This is a genomic window from Spirosoma pulveris (genome assembly GCF_054781875.1).
Genome location: NZ_BAAGTO010000009.1, coordinates 76088 through 93311, shown reverse-complemented (window position 1 = coordinate 93311; position 17224 = coordinate 76088). Strand labels below are relative to the sequence as shown.

The window sequence follows — 17224 nt, the reverse complement described above, 5'->3', positions numbered from 1 at the left end:
TACTTATTTACCCCAAACTCACCAGTTCTTTCAATTCATCGTCGCTCAGGTCGCCGAGCCAGGTTTCGCCGGTTTTGATGCTGAGGTCAGCGAGTTCGCGTTTGGAGCGGATCATGGCGTCGATCTTTTCTTCCAGGGTGCCCTGGTTCATGAGTCGGTAAACCATGACATTCTTCGTCTGGCCGATACGGAAAGCGCGGTCGGTGGCTTGCGATTCGACCGCCGGGTTCCACCACAGATCGAAGTGAATAACGTGGTTGGCCTGGGTTAGGTTGAGCCCCGTACCGCCCGCCTTGAGGGATAGGATGAACGTGTGGTCACTGCGGTTACGCTGGAATTGCTCCACCATGCGGTCGCGCTCAGGACGGGAAGTGCCGCCATGCAGAAACAAGGGTTGGGTGCCAAATGCCTGCTGAATAAACTGGGTCAGCAGCTCGCCCATTTCTTTGTACTGCGTAAAGATCAGTACCTTCTCGTGGTTGGCGTAAATGGTTTCGAGCAGGCTGAGCAACAGCGTCGCCTTGCCGGATAGCGCCGGGGCTACATTGCCTTTCTTCAAATACTGATGCGGGTGGTTGCCAATCTGCTTGAGGGCGGTCATGAGTTTCAGCACCAGACCCCGGCGGGCAATGCCGTCTTTCTCTTCAATAGCCCGTAAACTCTCCTGAACCACACTTTCGTATAAAACAGCCTGCTCGGTAGTGAGGGCGCAGAACTGGTTGGTCTCGATTTTGTCGGGCAGGTCGCTGATGATGGTGCGGTCGGTTTTGACACGCCGAAGCAGGAACGGGCTCGTGATGCGCCGGAACTGGTCGAGTTTCTGGTGGTCGCGCTCTTGCTGAATCGGCTTCCCGAACTCTTCGTTGAATTTGGTCAGTCCACCCAGATAGCCTTTGTTCACGAAGTCCATAATGCTCCAGAACTCCGACAACCGGTTTTCGACCGGCGTGCCGCTCAGCGCAATCCGAATGGGCGATTTGAGGGATTTGACGGCTTTCGTCTGTTCCGTATCGGCATTCTTGATGTTCTGCGCTTCGTCGATGACCACCACCGCCCAGGTTATCTTCTTGAGTTCATTCAGGTCACTGCGGATAACGCCGTAAGTCGTTAACAACAGGTCATACTCGCCATTGCGTTCGGTAGGCAGCTTTCGGTTGGAGCCGTGGTAGATTCGGGCCTGTAACTCCGGCGCGAATCGGGCAATTTCTTTCTGCCAGTTGGTCAACAGGGTCGTGGGCAGTACAACCAGGCCTTTTTGTTTCTTAAACCGACCTTCCTGCTTGAATTTAAGCAGCAGGGCGATGACCTGAAGGGTTTTGCCAAGGCCCATGTCATCGGCCAGTAGGCTGCCCATGCCCAGGGCCGTGTTCTTGACAAGCCAGTCGTAGCCCCGTTGCTGGTAGGGGCGGAGGGTAGCATCCAGCGCATCGGGCAGGGGCTGCGATTCACTCTCGGTAAACTGCCGAACCAGTTCGCGAATCTCAGCCGTTAAACCAACGCGATTGCCTTTGTACTCTTCCGACAAAGCCGCCCGGAGTAATTCGGTGCCGGTTAGTTCGGGTGGGTTTTCGAGTTGTTTGTAAAGCTTGTTCAACTCCGTTGGGTCAACGAGTACGTACTGGTCTTTAATCTTGACCAGCCCCGTGGTGCGGCCCACCAGTTTCTGAAACTCTTTCACGCTTACCATATCGCTGCCGAGGGCAATCTGCCAGTCGAACGTCAGCATATCGTCCAGGCGCATAAACGCAGCGTTGGCCGTAGCTTTAGCCTTGAGTCGCCCGCCTGCCTGAGGCCGCACCCAGTGCTGGAGCGACTTCGGCAAGAGCAGCGCAATCCCAAGCAACTGCATACGGGGTAGTTGCTCCAGCAGTACTTTTACAAATTGTTCGGGTGTATAGGACAGATAAGCCGGTCCACCCGTTTTGGTCAGTTTCGCCAAATCCGGGAAATGCCGCGCCAGCACCAATAAATCCTGTAAAACGGCCATTCGAATGCGCTGCTGCCGGTCGATACCGTTGATGCCCTTATCGAGCAGGTCGGGCAAGGGGATGGGCGCGGTCGGTGCACCGTTGAGAGTGGGGGCTTCGCGATCGCGAATCAGTAGACTCAATCGGAATTCATCGCCCAGTTCACTATCCTCCACCGCCAGAATGGGCACGAACCGCTTATGGGTCAGGAAGAAATCATTGACCCAAAGCTGCATGGCCAGCGGCATCTCTTTCCGGCCAAAACCTTCAAAACGGATGGTCTCGACGCCGAAGAAAAGGCGGTCGGCATCTTCCAGCGGCCAGCGTTCCCAAAGTTCAACCGTAGCGGGTTTAATGGCCCGGCGCAGGAACAACGAACAAAGGGTTAGCACCTGCTGCTCATCGGGCAGGGCCAGCCATTCCTTTTGCCAGCGCACCGTAAGCAGCGTGGGCGGTAATTGCCTGGCCAACAGATCGGTTTGTCGTTTTACAGTCTCGTTGAGCGTGGCCGGAAGCCACCGAACCCGGTACTGTTCTTCTGTCGGCCCTACGCGCAGGAGTTGGGGCACAACGGCACCCCGGCGAAGCAGCGCGGCTGCAAATTGCATCGTTAGGTACAGACCCCTCACCGAATCGCTCATTTCGGCCCAGTCGGCTTCGGTGAGGGTGTTGAGCCAGGCCATCAGGTCGCTCATGTCGAAGCCCGGAATGGACCGGGGTTCGCCATGCTCGCTAAACATATTGATCTTCTTGACGGTCATCACTTCATCGAGCTGCAACTCAATGCTGTCGCTGAAGGCCGGTACACTGGTGGTATTGCGCTCTTCGTTCAGGTCAACTTCCACCGGCTTGCTGAACAGCTTGTACGCTCGTGCCAGGGATTTATGAAAGTCGCCTTTGGTGAACGTAACGTCGGTAGACAGCAGCCCTAAAAGCTGATCGGTCAGCGACGGAATGGTGGCAAAATCCAGATTAGCCTGCGCCTTTTCGTCGGGTTTCCAGTCTTCATCGTCGGGCAGGTCGTCGGTACCGATGTCTTTGAAGGACAGGACCGTTTCGAGCGCGCCCTGGATACCTTCCACCTGAAATTTCTGTAATTCGCTCAGAATATCGAGGCCTTTCAACTGAAAAACCAGAAACGGATTCCGGTCAATCTCATTGGCAATGGTGTAAATAACGGCCGCCAGATGCTTACAGGGCACAGCTTCGTCGGGGCAGGAGCAACCCATGGCTAAATCCCGGAACGAATGCGGAAATAACTGTATACCAGTTGTCTCTGCAAATTCGGTTAGTTCGGGGGGGAGCTGGCGGTTCAGGAGCTGCGCCAGCGTGGCTGGGTTATCGCGGACCTCGGTCAACAGCAACTCTTTCTCCGATTCGGTGAACAGGGGTACCGATAGTTTCGATTTATAGGGCCGGGGTGCATTCCCTTTGATCGACGCACTGATCTGGTTCTGGGAAATAGACAGTCCCTGCACCGCTCCTTTGTTCGCGTAAGTTTTACCCCGCGGCAAACGGTTCGCCATGTCAATGCTGGTTAGCGCATTGAGCCATTGTTGTCCCCACCATGTTTTGCCGTAGGTGATTCGTTCCGCCATAGTACCGAATTGAAATGTCCTCGTAAAAATAATCGATTGGGCCATTGGCCAGCACTAATGACCCAATCAAGCCCGATTCGTTAGTAATTGAACGAATGAATCGGGATTATACACAAAAAGAAAAACCGACTGATCTGCTTCCTTAACTCATAAGGCACATAAGAACAAATGGGTTCGCTGAGCCTTAGTAAAACGTTTGCCAGAATTAGAGCCATTACCTCATTCAACACTAACAAGGACGGTCGAAACTCGTTTGGAAGGAAAGTGCTTTTACGTGTGTACGCAGTGCCGGAGGGAGGTCATAAAACAGATTAGTTCCGATTAATGAATACGGCCTTGGATACAGTTTACCAAAACTAACCCTTTTTAGAATTAACCGAATTGGACAGGAACACGAATAGACTACACTTTAGCAATAAGATGGCTCAGAGGCTCCTAACGCAGTGATTTTCACTAACCGCCCGGTTAGATCGTCGCCCTTTTTTACTTATATTTACCTACTCCCTATCTCTCAGTTAAACCAGTTAATCTTATGGTTCTGGACGTACCGGCCGCCAGTACCCCGCTTGGGCGTGGTATAAAACACATTGGCATTGGTAAGTATGGCAGTAAGCCGCTCACCCCCGAAATGCTGGCCGAATGCCGCGCTGCGCTGGCCGATCCCACTTCTCATCCACTCCAGCGCGGGGCTTTTCTGGGGGCATTACTGGCCAAAGGTCCAACCGACGACGAACGAACACTGGAAGAGGTTATCGGGAAAGGGGCGTTTTCGCACCCCACGTTTCTTATCAATAAAATTTGCCCCGACCTGCCGGAGGGGATGCTCCACATTGCCACCAAACTGGTTCGCGGAGCCAACTTGCAGGTTGCCGAAGCCGAGCAATTAGGCGACTATTTGTTTGGCGACGGCTCCTGCGAAACATTCCGGGGACTGGCCGCCAGTATCATGCGCGTTCGGCACGAAACGAACGAAGAATACCATGGGCTGATGCGCGCTGCCGAACGGACGTTTACGCCCGGATTTGGTCCCATAAGCTGCGCCGACCGGCCGCTGATCCAGCTAGCCGAACCTTTCGATGGTGTCGAGAACAGTTACCTGATTACGCCCCTGCTGGCGCAGTTTTTTCAGAAACGCGGCTACGGGGCCATTTCTATGGTAGGCCGCTCGGGTGGACCGAAGTTTACGCTGAATACCCTCGATCTGTACATGAATCTCGGTTGCCAGTTTCTACAGAGCAATCACGAACTGGACACACCCCTGGCGTCGTACGGCTGGGTATTGGATCAAAAGGCATTGTCGCCCGCGCTTAATCGGTGGATCGAGCGTCGGCATACGATGATCAAGCGTCCGTTTCTGGCTACCCTCGAAAAAGTGCTAAACCCCTGCCACGCCCGTATTCTGGTGACGTCGGTTTTTCATATTACCTATCAGATGAAGATGGCCGAGCTGGCGATGCTGGCCGGATTCGACGCCGTTATTGTGCTGAAACGCGGTCTGGAAGGCAGTCTGGCCCCATCAACCAGCCGCGCAACGGGCGTGTTGTGCGCCGTCAGAACCCCCAAAGGTCATTTGTTCTTCCAGCACTTTGAGGGCGATACGCCCGCATTTGCGGCCTATCGTACCGAAACGGAACCTGAATACGACCAGCCCCAGGCACTCGACAATGCCCGGCTCATCAAGCAGTTTATGACCACCGGCCAAACCGGAAATGCGGACTTTGATAATCGGGTTCGATTTGCCCATGCCCTATACGGCCGGGGGCTCGACTGGATTGAGGGACAGCTGCATTAATCGGCTGATTCGCATGAAAACTGTACCTTTGTGGCTTAACTATTCCGCAGAGGTATCCGGCAGTAACTTGTCCGACATCCGGGCTGCCGGACTTATACATCGCTGACAGCCTCTTGCTGTCAGACACAAGCTATGACAGACGTAGTAATTATTGGCGGGGGCATCGTAGGGTTAGCCACCGCGCTTCAACTAAAGCAGCAACGGCCGAACTTATCCGTTATTTTAATTGAAAAAGAGGCCGCTGTTGCCCGGCACCAAACGGGGCATAACAGCGGAGTTATTCACTCCGGGTTGTATTACAAACCCGGTAGCCTGAAAGCCACCAACTGCATTCGGGGCTACCACATGCTGATCGACTTCTGCGATGCGGAGGGTATCCCTTATGAGCTTTGCGGCAAAATCGTCGTGGCGACAAAACCCGAAGAGCTTCCTCAGTTAGATACCCTCTATGAGCGGGGCCAACTCAATGGCCTTGGCGGATTGAAAAAGCTATCGCTGGCCGAAATGCGCGAGATTGAGCCGCATGTGACGGGTGTAGCCGGTATGTTCGTGCCGCAAACGGGCATCATCGACTATAAACAGGTGTCCGACAAATACGCCGAGAAGTTTCTGTCGCTGGGTGGCGAAATCCGCTTAAACGAACGCGTGGAGCAGGTAACGCCTGGCAATAGCCTGAGCATCGTTGTAACGAATAAGAACCGCTACGAAACGAAACTGGTGGTGAACTGTGCGGGCCTGTATTCCGATAAAATTGCCCAGCTTACTCAGCGCGAATCCGTCGATGTACGCATTGTGCCGTTTCGGGGGGAGTATTTCAAGATCAAACCGCAGAAAGAATATCTGGTCAAAAACCTGATTTACCCCGTACCCGACCCAAACTTCCCTTTCCTGGGCGTTCACTTCACACGTATGGTTCACGGTGGGGTAGAGGCCGGACCAAATGCGGTGCTGGCGTTCCAGCGCGAAGGCTACAAAAAATCGGATGTGAATCTGAAAGAATTTTACGAAACACTGTCGTGGCCGGGCTTTCAGAAAGTGGCCGCCAAGTACTGGGAAACGGGTCTGGGCGAAATGTACCGGTCGTTCTCCAAAGCAGCTTTTACCAAAGCCTTGCAGGGCCTGATACCGGAAATTCAGGAGTCGGATCTGGAGCCGGGGGGCGCAGGCGTCCGGGCGCAGGCTTGTGATCGTACCGGTGGATTGCTGGATGATTTTGCCATTCTGGAAAGCGATAAGGCTATTAATGTGGTCAACGCACCCTCGCCAGCCGCCACCTCGTCGCTATCAATTGGCAAAACGGTTTCTGAGAAAGTGCTCGCCCGATTTTAAGTGGGATTTAACAAACAATATCAAGTGCATAGGGTTTTTCATGGGTATAAGCTTTTACGCTGACTAACTGATTAACCTTATGAAAGCTGTTCATCAAGTAGAGGTGCTGGATACCCCATCCGACCTCAAAGACAAAGGCATACAAAAAGTAGCTGAGGCTGTAAACGGGCTGGTGGCCGATGCCTTTGCACTCTATATCAAAACGAAAAATTATCACTGGCACATGTCGGGCCGACATTTCCGCGACTATCATCTGTTACTTGATGAGCAGGCCGACCAGATTTTCGCCACGATAGACCCGCTCGCCGAACGTGTTCGGAAACTAGGCGAAAACACCATTCGGTCGGTGGCGCACATTGCCCAGTTGCAGCGAGTGAAGGACAACGACGAAGATTTCGTGGCGCCCAAAGATATGCTCGTAGACCTGATGAACGAGAACAAAAAGATGGCGAAAGCCATGCGTGACGCACACAAAGTAGCCGACGACGCTGAAGATGTAGCCACCGCCAGCTTGCTCGAAGTGTACATTGACGAGACCGAACGTCGTGTGTGGTTCCTGTTCGAAACTACACGGGAATTGAATTAGTGTGAATAAGAGCTTTTTGAAGCAGTAACCGAAGCTAATTTTTTGTCATCCCGACGCAGGAGGGATCTCCGGTTGAACACCGAGTATTCGTCTCTACCGAAGATCCCTCCTGCGTCGGGATGACAAAAACAAAAAAGTGCAGCGATAGTCTTACCGCTGCACTTTTTTGTTTAAACCGCTGGTTAATCGATCACCTCAAACCCGCAATACGGCACAAGAACCTTTGGGATTTTGATGCCTTCGGGCGATTGGTTGTTCTCCAGAATAGAGGCCAGGATGCGCGGCAGCGCCAGTGCCGAGCCGTTTAGGGTGTGCATGAGCTGCATTTTCCCCTCTAGCTTGCTCCGTAATTTAAGCCGGTTGGCCTGGTAGGTTTCAAAGTTCGAGACGGAGCTAACTTCGAGCCAGCGTTGCTGTGCCGCCGACCACACTTCCATATCGTAGGTCAGGGCCGAGGTGAAGCCCATGTCGCCCCCGCATAAGCGTAACACGCGGTAGGGGAGTTCCAGCTTCTGTAACAACCCCTGCACGTGCAGGCTCATTTCTTCCAGAGCTGCGTAGGAGTTTTCGGGCCGTTCGATGCGCACGATTTCCACTTTGTCGAACTGGTGCAACCGGTTCAACCCGCGAACGTGAGCGCCCCATGAACCCGCTTCCCGACGGAAGCAGGGTGTGTACCCCACATTCTTTACCGGTAACTGATTTTCGTTCAGAATTACATCCCGGTAAATATTTGTAATGGGTACTTCGGCGGTTGGAATCAGGTAGAGTTTATCCTCGGTGGCAAAATACATCTGCCCTTCTTTATCGGGCAGTTGCCCGGTGCCGAAGCCCGAATCTTCGTTAACCAAAATTGGCGGCTGCACCTCTACATACCCGGCTTTCAGGGCTTCGTCAAGGAAGAAGTTGATCATCGCGCGCTGAATCCGCGCTCCTTTGCCTTTATAGACCGGAAATCCCGCTCCCGTAATCTTTACACCCAGTTCAAAGTCGATGATGTCGTACTTCTTGATCAGCTCCCAGTGTGGCTGAGCGGCTTCATGAAGCGTGGGCTTGTCGCCATGTTCGAGCACCACTTCGTTATCGTCGGCGCTGCGGCCGGGAGGAACGCTGCTGTGCGGAATGTTCGGGATGGTGACGAGCACGGCCTGCAACTCAACTTCTACCTGGCGAAGGGCTTCGGCGAGGTCTTTTGAGCGGGCTTTCAATTCGGCGGTTTCGGCTTTGGCAGCTTCGGCAGCGGCCTTGTCCCCCGCCTTCATCAACGCACCAATCTGACTGGCTTTGGCATTGGATTGGGCCAATACATCATCAAGTTCCTTTTGGGTATCGCGCCGTTTCTGGTCAAGCGTCAGCACATTGTCGACAACCGTTTCGGCATTGGCGAAATATCGCTTTCCAAGGCCCGCCAACACGGTGTCTTTATTCTCGCGGATAAAATTGAGTTGCAGCATATTACTGGTTAATCAGACGTTTGATAACGTCAATAAATTCCTGAGTTAGTGGGATTAGGGGTAGAACGTCTTCTTCAGCAAAGGATACAAAAGCACCATAATCACTTTCTTCCCGGTTATCTGATAAAGCGATATAAAGCTTACCCTACTTCTTTTCGATGCGACCAGTTTTGATGAAATGTAATTCCAGCATCGCTTTTGCACCGGAGTGAGATTTGATTCGAATGTCTTCCTGAGTCATCAACGCGGATACTGCCTGATAAACAGCGTAGTATAGCCGGTTAGCTGCACCGAACCAATCCTTGCCCTCTATTAGTAACCGAGCCGTTGCGAGTGTCATATCGGCACGCTCAAGGCGATACTTGACCAAATCAACTTTAGTGCCGCTCATAGTCTAGTGCCTTCGTCCACGACATTCTGATACAAGTCCGTAACTTCATAACGACGTCTTTCCCGTTGTGGCCAAACAATAGTGCTAATCATCCGACCGCTCTTTAATTGAATGTCGTATAACTGATCCGAAAATTGCCACCTTCGCCCCCCAGACGGATCGTTGTTCGTAAATACTAAAAATCCCAGTCCGAATCCGGACGAGCATCACCCCGCGCCCTTGACCCGAACAGCCAAACTTCAGCTTGGGGGTCAATCTCGCAGACTTGCTTCTTTACGGCCTGTAAAAATTGCTCGTCAGTCATGGCTCGGAGATATTGATGGTCAGAAGCGCCATTTCTTTGAGAAATGGCGCTTCTCTGAGCGCAAAGTTACACCGAAAACAATCCGTCGTTCAAGGCGTTCAGCGCGTCGGCTTTGTAACGACCATGAACGAGCAGCGACAGGTTACTTTCGGTACCGCCGTATGAGACCATCCGAATCGGGATGTTTTTCATAGCATTGAACACCCGAACGGCAACCCCTTCGTTATCGGCACTGAAATTACCCACGATGCAGATGATCGTTTGATCATGGTCGGGCTCTTCGAGTGTACAGAACGTGTTGAGTTCGTCCGTAATTTCCTGAAGGCGCTCGGTATTGTCGATCGTTACCGACACCGATACTTCGGAGGTCGTTATCATATCGACCGGCGTTTTGTACTTCTCGAAAATTTCGAAAATTCGACGCAGGAATCCGTAGGCGTTCAGCATACGGGTCGAGTGGATGTACAGGGCCGTGATACCGTCTTTGGCCGCAATCGCTTTGAATACCTCGCTGGAGGTACGGTCGGCGATGAGGGTGCCGGGAGCAGCCGGGTCCATGGTGTTCTTCAACCGAACGGGCACACCAAACATCCGGGCGGGCGTAATCGTGGACGGATGCAGAATTTTCGCGCCGAAATACGCCAGTTCAGCGGCTTCGTCGAAAGTCAGCTCACGAACGGGGAAGGTATTTTTAACGATACGCGGGTCGTTGTTGTGCATCCCGTCGATGTCGGTCCAGATCTGGATCTCTTCGGCCCGGATGGCACCGCCAATCAGCGAAGCGGTATAATCCGAGCCGCCCCGCTTGAGGTTGTCGACTTCGCCCCGTGGGTTCCGGCAGATGAATCCCTGAGTAACAATGATCTGCTTATCGTCATGGGCAGGTAGCAGTTCGGCGAGTTTTTGCTCGGTATACTGAATTTCAGGCTCATTGTCGGCGTCGATGCGCATGAACTCCAGCGCGGGCAACAGCGTAGACGGAACCCCTTCTTCGACCAGATACGCCTGAAAAATCTGCGTACTTAGCAACTCACCTTCAGCCACCAGTTCTTTTTCCTGCTTCAGCGTAAACGGCTTAATGCCCGTTAGCGAGCGGATGAATGAGAACTCGCTGTCCACTATTTTCTGACCGGCCGCTTTCCCGTCGGTGGTTTTATACAGTTCGCTCAGGAACGCATCGTAATGCGCTTTCAGAGAATCAATCTTGGCATGAGCATCGGCATCGTTGTTTGCTTTCAGCGATTCGCCAATGGCTAACAGGGCGTTGGTGGTGCCGGACAAAGCCGACAGTACGACGATTTTACGCGTATCGTCGCTGGTGATCAGGGTACGGATGGAGTGCATACGCTCGGGCTTCCCGACCGATGTGCCGCCAAATTTCCAGACGTGCATAATAGTGAAAGAGTGAGTGAGCGAAAGAGCGAAAGAGTGTCCGAGATGCTTTCGCTCTTTCACTCATTCACTCTTTTACTCTTTAAAATTTACTGTAAACCTGTTGTTGCAATCCTAACATTTTAATGGCGGTGATGGCCGCTTCGTCGCCTTTGTTGCCGTGTTTGCCGCCCGCCCGGTCAATGGCCTGCTGCTGATCGTTGGGTGTCAGAACGCCGAAGATAACGGGCTTGCCGGTTTTGAGGCTAACGTTTGTCAGTCCCTGGGCCACCGCATGATTGATGTAATCATTGTGCTTGGTTTCGCCCTGAATGACGCAGCCGAGGGCAATAACCGCGTCGATATCGTCGCGCTGAGCGAACCAGAGCGAGGCTAAGCTCAATTCATAACTACCCGGCACGTTGCCCCGGATAATGTGTTCGGCCTTTGCTCCATGCGTTAGCAGTGTTTGGAAAGCCCCTTCGAAGAGCGCTTCCGTCACTTCGGTGTTCCATTCCGAAACCAGAATGCCGAATTTCCGGTGCGTTATGTCGGGGAGTTCGTCTGTTGAAAAGACGCTGAGGTTTTTTAAGTCTGATGCCATTTTATTTTTTGTCATGCTGACGAAGGAAGCATCTTCATCGGATGAGTGTTAGCCACCGTTACTATTTATTTTTTATTTGCTTTTAGCGAAGATGCTTCCTTCGTCAGCGTGACAAAAAACAAAAAAAGGACAAAACCGGGTCGGCTTTGTCCTTTGCTGTATTGATCTATTCAAGTACGCTTACGACTCGCCAACCGCTGCTTCAAGTACGGATTTGTACTTTTTGGCAGTAGGAGCTTCAGCGGACTGATTGTATTTCTCGATGATCTCGTTGTAAGCGGCAATCGCTTTGTCGTTCTGTTTCGCCTGTTCATAGGCAATACCTAACTTAAGCAGATAGCCTGGCGAAAAGAATTTATTAGGCTTGTAATCGGCCGCTTTCCGATAGTAATCGGCGGCTTCATCGAAGCTTTTCTTTTCCATATAGGCATCTCCTGTGAGGGCATAGGCACGCGCCTGCACCAGCAGATCAGAAGAGCTGAACCCTTTCAGACGGTCGATGGCCTCATCGTATTTGCCTTCCTTCAAAAGACCAAGGCCTGCATAAAATTCGGCCAGATTACCACCGGGAGTTGATCCGTAATTATCCGCAACGGCTAACAAACCGGGATTCCGACCATCTCCATTGAGTGCTTTTTTCAGCGAATCGGCTTCAAGTTGATAAAGCGAGGGGAACATCTCGACCTGAGCCGTTTCGTCCTGCGTGCTTATGTAGTACCGATAGCCAAAGAAACCAACGATCAGTAATACAATGCCGCCAAGGATGCCAAGCACAATATTCTTGTTCTGTTGGAAATAATCACCAACGTCTTCTAATTTTCCTTCTAGTGCGTCTGGGTCTTCCAGAAAATCCAGACCTGGGTTCTTCTTGCTCATGCTTTTGCAATTTGGAGTGCAAAATTAGGAATATTTACTATCATGGAAAAGGGTATACGTCAAAAGTTTACGATTCATTTTATTCCTGTAACGCCATATCGCGCACAGCCAATACTTCCGATGACCGGACGGGCCGGATTTGATGCGCCAAAAGCGTCTCGACAGCCACAGCTTCACCGGTTAATGTCACAAACTCAACTTCAAATCCTTTCCCTTCATTATAGACAGTTAAAATCGTGCCAACATCACCTACTCGCAAGCGTCCGTTGGCTGCATCTTCCTGCAAAACAACTAAATCAAACTCGTTCATACGACAATACACTAGTTCAAAACAAAAACGACTCAGGATGAAATCTTGTTTTGTTAAAATTGAGTTAACTTTGCGCTGCTAATCTTCTAAGGGGTGCCCCAACCTAACGGGCTGAGATTATACCCATTGAACCTGCGCGGGTAATGCCGCGAAGGGAAATGAATTCACAGATTGTGTCTGTGAGTGCTTGCAACCATCAGACCTAATAAAAGGTAGGACAGGCCCCTTGCCTATCGTCACGCTTTTTCGTCATGAAAAAACCGACGACTTCCTCGTTTCTCGTCATAGCTCTATGCTGGCTATCTATGCTGCCCGCCTGGGCTCAACTTACTCTTTCGGGTACAGTCAACGATGCCGATGGCGGCCCGCTGCCCGGTGCTTCCATTGTATTGGAAGGTACGTATAAAGGTACCTTTACGGATGCGTCCGGTACCTTCCGATTCACAAATCTTAAAGCGGCTCCGGCATCGATTGTGGTATCTATGCTGGGGTACGAGTCTCAAAGACAGCCAATTGATCCAACTAAAAACGCGCCTTTGTTGATAAAATTATCAAAAACAGCCGTTGCGGTTGATGAAGTCGTTGTGAGCGCCACCCGGGCAAACCAGAAATCAGCTATTGCCTACACGGATGTGACACGCCGTGATCTGAATAAATTAAACGTGGGGCAGGATATTCCGCAACTGCTCAATTTTACCCCCTCCATCGTAACGACTTCCGATGCCGGTGCTGGGGTAGGCTATACCGGCATCCGTATTCGCGGGTCCGATGCCACACGGGTAAACGTAACGCTGAACGGAATTCCGTATAACGATGCGGAGTCGCAGGGTACGTTTTTTGTCAATATGCCGGATTTTGCCTCGTCGGTGAGTACCGTTCAGATTCAGCGTGGGGTAGGTACCTCGACCAACGGTGCCGGGGCGTTTGGGGCATCGGTCAATATTCAGACCAATAAACTGGAAGAGAAACCCTATGCCGAGGTAAACCTGTCGGGTGGGTCGTTTGGGACACGGAAGGCGAATGTGCTGGCTGGTACGGGTTTGCTTAACAACCACTTCGTGCTGGATGCCCGGCTATCGAAAATTTATTCGGATGGCTACATCGATCGTGCTTCCTCCGATCTGAAGTCGTTTTATCTTTCGGGTGGGTACTATACCAAGAAGAGTTTCTTCCGGCTGAACGTTTTCTCAGGTCAGGAAAAAACGTACCAGGCCTGGAACGGCGTGCCGGAGCAATTCCTGAAAACGAACCGGACATATAATTCCTTTACTTACGATAACCAGACCGACAACTACCAGCAGGATAACTATCAGTTAATCACCTCGCATGAGTTGACCAAAAACTGGCGGGCCAATCTGTCGTTCTTTTACACAAAAGGGAAGGGGTATTACGAAGAATACAAGGCTGATGATCCGTTTAGCAAGTACGGCCTGCCCGACGTAGTGATTGGTGATTCGACCATTAAGAGTACAGATTTGATCCGTCGGCTGTGGTTGGATAACGATTTTTATGGCACCGTCTTCTCGTTCGACTACAACAGTTTTGGGAAGTTGACGGCTAATATCGGTGGTGGGTGGAATCAGTACAAAGGCATCCATTATGGCGAAATTGTCTGGTCGCGGGTGGCCGGGAACAGTAACATTCGGGACCGCTATTACCAGGACGATGCGACCAAGCGGGATTTCAACCTGTTTGCCAAAGCGTTCTATCAGTTTACGCCCCAGCTGAACGGCTTTGTCGACGCACAGATACGAACCATTAATTACTCATTCTTGGGTTTCAATAGTCAATTGCAAAATGTTCAGCAGGATGCTAAGTTGACTTTCTTCAACCCGAAAGCCGGCTTAACCTATACTATTAACGACCGCAGCACCGTATATGCCTCGGTGGGCGTGGGGCAGCGCGAACCCAACCGGAACGATTATACGCAATCGACGCCCGAGAGCCGTCCCAAAGCGGAGAAACTGATCGATTACGAAGCGGGCTACAAAGTTCAGAGCGAAAAGCTGGCGTTTACGGCCAATGTCTATTTCATGAATTACAGGAACCAACTGGTGCTGTCGGGTCAGTTGAACGACGTGGGCGCGTACAACCGGATCAATATTCCGAGTAGTTACCGGGCCGGCCTCGAGCTGGAGGCTGGCGCGCGCCTGGCTAAACAATTGCGGTGGAATGTTAACGCAACCTTTAGTCAGAACAAGGTGAAGAACTTTACGGAGTATCTGGATAACCTCGACAACGGCCAGCAGGAGAGCCGCCAATACCGTGAGACGGATATTTCGTTTTCGCCAAACGTCATTGCCGGTTCGCAGTTATTGTTCACGCCCGCTAAAGGGCTGGAATTAGGTTTACTCTCGAAATACGTTGGTAAGCAATATCTGGACAATACCTCGAACGAAAGCCGGAAACTGAACCCGTATTTCACGAACGACATTCGGGTGATTTACGCGCTCAAACCTAAGTTCGCGCAGGAGATTGCGTTTACACTGTTGTTCAACAATGTGCTTAATGAGCTTTATGAATCGAACGGTTTCACGGTTCCGTACATCGCAGAAGGAAAAGTAACCGCCGACAATAGTTATTTTCCGCAAGCCGGCCGAAATTTCCTGGCCGGGGTGCGGGTACGTTTCTAAACCAGGATTTATGTGATTTTTTTGACTGACTATGATTCAAATCTACCGCTTTCTTCGAAAGCTTGAAAAATCATAGTCAGTCAAAAAAATCATAAAAATCCCGGTTCTAACCTATTGCTCGTTCTAGATCCTGAATCAGATCGTCCACATCTTCAATGCCCACACTGAGCCGGATCAGAGTGTCTTTGAGGCCATTTTTGATCCGTTCTTCTTTTGGGATGCTGGCGTGGGTCATGCTGGCCGGGTGCGTACACAGCGATTCAACGCCCCCCAGCGATTCGCCCAGCGAAAACACTTCAAAGCTCTCCATAACCCGAACGGCTTCGGGCATCGAATCGCCTTTCAGCTCGAAGGACAGCATACCGCCAAAGCCGCGCATTTGCTTCTTGGCCAGCTCATGGCCAATGTGCGCAGGAAGTCCGGGATAATGTACCTGACTCACTTTAGGGTGCTGCTGCAAATACTCTGCTACTTTCTGGGCGTTCTCGCAATGGCGCTGCATCCTGACGTGCAACGTTTTAATGCCGCGTAATACCAGAAAGCAATCCTGCGGGCCAGGTACCGCTCCGCAGGCATTTTGAATGAACGCCAGCCGTTGGGCGGTTTCGTCGTCGTTCAGGATAATGGCCCCCATGACCGTATCCGAGTGTCCGCCGAGGTATTTCGTCACCGAGTGCATAACAATATCGGCCCCTAAATCGAGCGGATTTTGCAGGTAGGGCGAAGCAAAGGTATTATCGACCACCAGTTGAATACCACGTTGCTTGGTAATGGTTGCAATCGCTGCAATATCCACCAGACGAAGCAGCGGGTTGGTTGGCGTTTCAATCCAGACCATCTTTGTTGCGGGCGTGATAACTGCTTCCAGCTTCGATGCATCGGATAAATCGACGAAGTTGAACTTCAGTCCAAATTCCTGAAAAACCCGCACCATGATGCGGTACGTACCGCCGTAGAGGTCGTTGCTGGCGATGATTTCATCGCCGGGTTTGAACAGTTTAAGAATTGCATCTGTTGCGCCTAAGCCCGATGAGTAGCAGATGCCATGTTTCCCGTTTTCGAGGGCAGCGAGGTTAGTTTGCAAGACGTTTCGGGTAGGATTCTGCGTACGGGCGTATTCGTAGCCCTTATGCTTGCCCGGCGACTCCTGAACGTAGGTCGATGTTTGGTAAATGGGCGTCATAATGGCGCCCGTTGTGGGGTCCGGCTCAATACCGGCATGGATGGCTTTGGTTCCGAATTTCATAATCAAATGTAACTAAGATTGTAACGCAGAGTGGTGCGTTACCTGACAACTAAAACCAGAACGGCCCTTTACCCGTTTGATAAAGTGTGAAGTTATCTATTCCTAAATCTGTTACCGGTCCGGCTCTTCTGGGAGTTTTACTGTCGGTAACGCCAATCGTCTTTACCTCGCTATTGACCTACTTTGCGGTAGTTCACGAAGCCACCATTGCGGGCTTTACAACCTGGCAGTGGGTGCTTATTACGATAGCCTGTTCCATTACCTCGGCCGGGCTTACTCCACCCACCATGCTGGCGCTCATCTTCGGCTATTTTCTAGGCTGGAATGCCGTTCTGCCCATTTTTATCATCAATTTTGGCGGTATACTCTTTATAAATCTGCTGGTACACTGGCTCGACCACGACCGATTCATCGCTTTTCTAAAGCGCAATCCGAAGGCGCAATCAGTACTGGATCGTATACTGAACAATGAGCTGGAAGTTATCTTCTTCGCCAAGCTGTCGCCCATTCTCCCCTTTGGCTTGACGAACCTGATGTTCGCCCTGTCGGGGGCCAAGCTGAGAAATATAGTGTTGGGTGGTTTTCTGGGAATGACTCCCCGGACATTGATTGCCATCTGGTCGGGTCACGAAGCGCGTGAAATAAAAGCGTTGCTGGAGAATCCCAACCAAAGCTCCTGGACCCAAATTGTTATTGTAGTCCTGATTCTTGTTTCCATTGCCGGACTCTGGCAAGTTATACAACGGTCTCTAAAGTCGTAAGG

14 protein-coding genes are annotated in these 17224 nt (G+C 51.5%); 5 read left to right on the top strand and 9 right to left on the bottom strand.

Features of this window, described 5'->3' with window-relative positions; genetic code table 11:
* Positions 1-7: 7 nt before the first annotated feature.
* Entirely contained in the window at positions 8-3565 is a 3558-nt protein-coding gene (locus tag ACYVJM_RS24525) for an SNF2-related protein (RefSeq protein ID WP_461150877.1), read from the bottom strand.
* A 532-nt stretch (positions 3566-4097) separates the two neighbouring features.
* Between ACYVJM_RS24525 and ACYVJM_RS24520 the strand changes: the two genes are divergently transcribed.
* The 3 genes from ACYVJM_RS24520 (at position 4098) to ACYVJM_RS24510 (ending at position 7272) form a co-directional block, all read left to right on the top strand.
* The gene (locus tag ACYVJM_RS24520) at positions 4098-5357 is read left to right on the top strand and encodes an anthranilate phosphoribosyltransferase (RefSeq protein WP_461150876.1); all 1260 of its coding nucleotides are present in this window, start codon (positions 4098-4100) and stop codon (positions 5355-5357) included.
* A 132-nt stretch (positions 5358-5489) separates the two neighbouring features.
* Positions 5490-6686, top strand: a complete 1197-nt coding sequence (gene lhgO, locus ACYVJM_RS24515; protein ID WP_461150875.1) for an L-2-hydroxyglutarate oxidase — start codon at positions 5490-5492, stop codon at positions 6684-6686.
* Positions 6687-6765: 79 nt separating this feature from the next.
* Complete coding sequence (locus ACYVJM_RS24510) at positions 6766-7272, top strand: Dps family protein (protein ID WP_012930087.1); 507 nt, start codon at positions 6766-6768, stop codon at positions 7270-7272.
* Positions 7273-7454: 182 nt separating this feature from the next.
* Here the strand turns inward: ACYVJM_RS24510 and serS are convergent, their stop codons facing one another.
* The 7 genes from serS to ACYVJM_RS24475 all read right to left on the bottom strand — a co-directional run bounded on the left by serS (position 7455) and on the right by ACYVJM_RS24475 (position 12582).
* Complete coding sequence (gene serS, locus ACYVJM_RS24505; RefSeq protein ID WP_461150874.1) at positions 7455-8726, bottom strand: serine--tRNA ligase; 1272 nt, start codon at positions 8724-8726, stop codon at positions 7455-7457.
* A gap of 145 nt (positions 8727-8871) precedes the next feature.
* Positions 8872-9117: a HEPN domain-containing protein gene (locus tag ACYVJM_RS24500; protein WP_461150873.1), complete on the bottom strand. Its 246-nt coding sequence runs from the start codon at positions 9115-9117 to the stop codon at positions 8872-8874.
* A 175-nt stretch (positions 9118-9292) separates the two neighbouring features.
* Positions 9293-9421 carry a nucleotidyltransferase domain-containing protein gene (locus ACYVJM_RS24495; protein ID WP_461150872.1) on the bottom strand — a complete coding sequence of 43 codons (129 nt, stop codon included), beginning with the start codon at positions 9419-9421 and terminating at the stop codon, positions 9293-9295.
* Positions 9422-9487: 66 nt separating this feature from the next.
* Positions 9488-10813 (bottom strand): aspartate kinase, encoded by a 1326-nt coding sequence (locus tag ACYVJM_RS24490; protein WP_461150871.1) that lies wholly within the window; start codon positions 10811-10813, stop codon positions 9488-9490.
* Positions 10814-10895: 82 nt separating this feature from the next.
* Positions 10896-11396 (bottom strand): 6,7-dimethyl-8-ribityllumazine synthase, encoded by a 501-nt coding sequence (gene ribH, locus ACYVJM_RS24485; protein WP_461150870.1) that lies wholly within the window; start codon positions 11394-11396, stop codon positions 10896-10898.
* A gap of 180 nt (positions 11397-11576) precedes the next feature.
* Positions 11577-12272, bottom strand: coding sequence for a tetratricopeptide repeat protein (locus ACYVJM_RS24480; RefSeq protein WP_461150869.1), 696 nt, complete (start codon positions 12270-12272; stop codon positions 11577-11579).
* 79 nt (positions 12273-12351) lie between these two features.
* Entirely contained in the window at positions 12352-12582 is a 231-nt protein-coding gene (locus tag ACYVJM_RS24475; protein WP_461150868.1) for a DUF4926 domain-containing protein, read from the bottom strand.
* 251 nt (positions 12583-12833) lie between these two features.
* Between ACYVJM_RS24475 and ACYVJM_RS24470 the strand changes: the two genes are divergently transcribed.
* The gene (locus tag ACYVJM_RS24470) at positions 12834-15215 is read left to right on the top strand and encodes a TonB-dependent receptor (protein ID WP_461150867.1); all 2382 of its coding nucleotides are present in this window, start codon (positions 12834-12836) and stop codon (positions 15213-15215) included.
* 106 nt (positions 15216-15321) lie between these two features.
* On the opposite strand, the gene ACYVJM_RS24465 is transcribed toward ACYVJM_RS24470, so the two are convergent.
* Entirely contained in the window at positions 15322-16461 is a 1140-nt protein-coding gene (locus tag ACYVJM_RS24465) for a cystathionine gamma-synthase (protein WP_461150866.1), read from the bottom strand.
* An 86-nt stretch (positions 16462-16547) separates the two neighbouring features.
* Between ACYVJM_RS24465 and ACYVJM_RS24460 the strand changes: the two genes are divergently transcribed.
* Positions 16548-17222, top strand: coding sequence for a TVP38/TMEM64 family protein (locus ACYVJM_RS24460; RefSeq protein ID WP_461150865.1), 675 nt, complete (start codon positions 16548-16550; stop codon positions 17220-17222).
* Positions 17223-17224: the final 2 nt, after the last annotated feature.

What these genes read in the sequence shown, in the direction of transcription:
- ACYVJM_RS24525 (WP_461150877.1), bottom strand. Translation starts at nt 3,565, where the DNA reads ATGGCGGAACGAATCACCTACGGCAAAACATGGTGGGGACAACAATGG.
- ACYVJM_RS24495 (WP_461150872.1), bottom strand. Translation starts at nt 9,421, where the DNA reads ATGACTGACGAGCAATTTTTACAGGCCGTAAAGAAGCAAGTCTGCGAG.
- ACYVJM_RS24470 (WP_461150867.1), top strand. Translation starts at nt 12,834, where the DNA reads ATGAAAAAACCGACGACTTCCTCGTTTCTCGTCATAGCTCTATGCTGG.
- ACYVJM_RS24475 (WP_461150868.1), bottom strand. Translation starts at nt 12,582, where the DNA reads ATGAACGAGTTTGATTTAGTTGTTTTGCAGGAAGATGCAGCCAACGGA.
- ACYVJM_RS24510 (WP_012930087.1), top strand. Translation starts at nt 6,766, where the DNA reads ATGAAAGCTGTTCATCAAGTAGAGGTGCTGGATACCCCATCCGACCTC.
- lhgO (WP_461150875.1), top strand. Translation starts at nt 5,490, where the DNA reads ATGACAGACGTAGTAATTATTGGCGGGGGCATCGTAGGGTTAGCCACC.
- ACYVJM_RS24465 (WP_461150866.1), bottom strand. Translation starts at nt 16,461, where the DNA reads ATGAAATTCGGAACCAAAGCCATCCATGCCGGTATTGAGCCGGACCCC.
- ACYVJM_RS24490 (WP_461150871.1), bottom strand. Translation starts at nt 10,813, where the DNA reads ATGCACGTCTGGAAATTTGGCGGCACATCGGTCGGGAAGCCCGAGCGT.
- ACYVJM_RS24520 (WP_461150876.1), top strand. Translation starts at nt 4,098, where the DNA reads ATGGTTCTGGACGTACCGGCCGCCAGTACCCCGCTTGGGCGTGGTATA.
- ribH (WP_461150870.1), bottom strand. Translation starts at nt 11,396, where the DNA reads ATGGCATCAGACTTAAAAAACCTCAGCGTCTTTTCAACAGACGAACTC.
- ACYVJM_RS24500 (WP_461150873.1), bottom strand. Translation starts at nt 9,117, where the DNA reads ATGAGCGGCACTAAAGTTGATTTGGTCAAGTATCGCCTTGAGCGTGCC.
- ACYVJM_RS24480 (WP_461150869.1), bottom strand. Translation starts at nt 12,272, where the DNA reads ATGAGCAAGAAGAACCCAGGTCTGGATTTTCTGGAAGACCCAGACGCA.
- serS (WP_461150874.1), bottom strand. Translation starts at nt 8,726, where the DNA reads ATGCTGCAACTCAATTTTATCCGCGAGAATAAAGACACCGTGTTGGCG.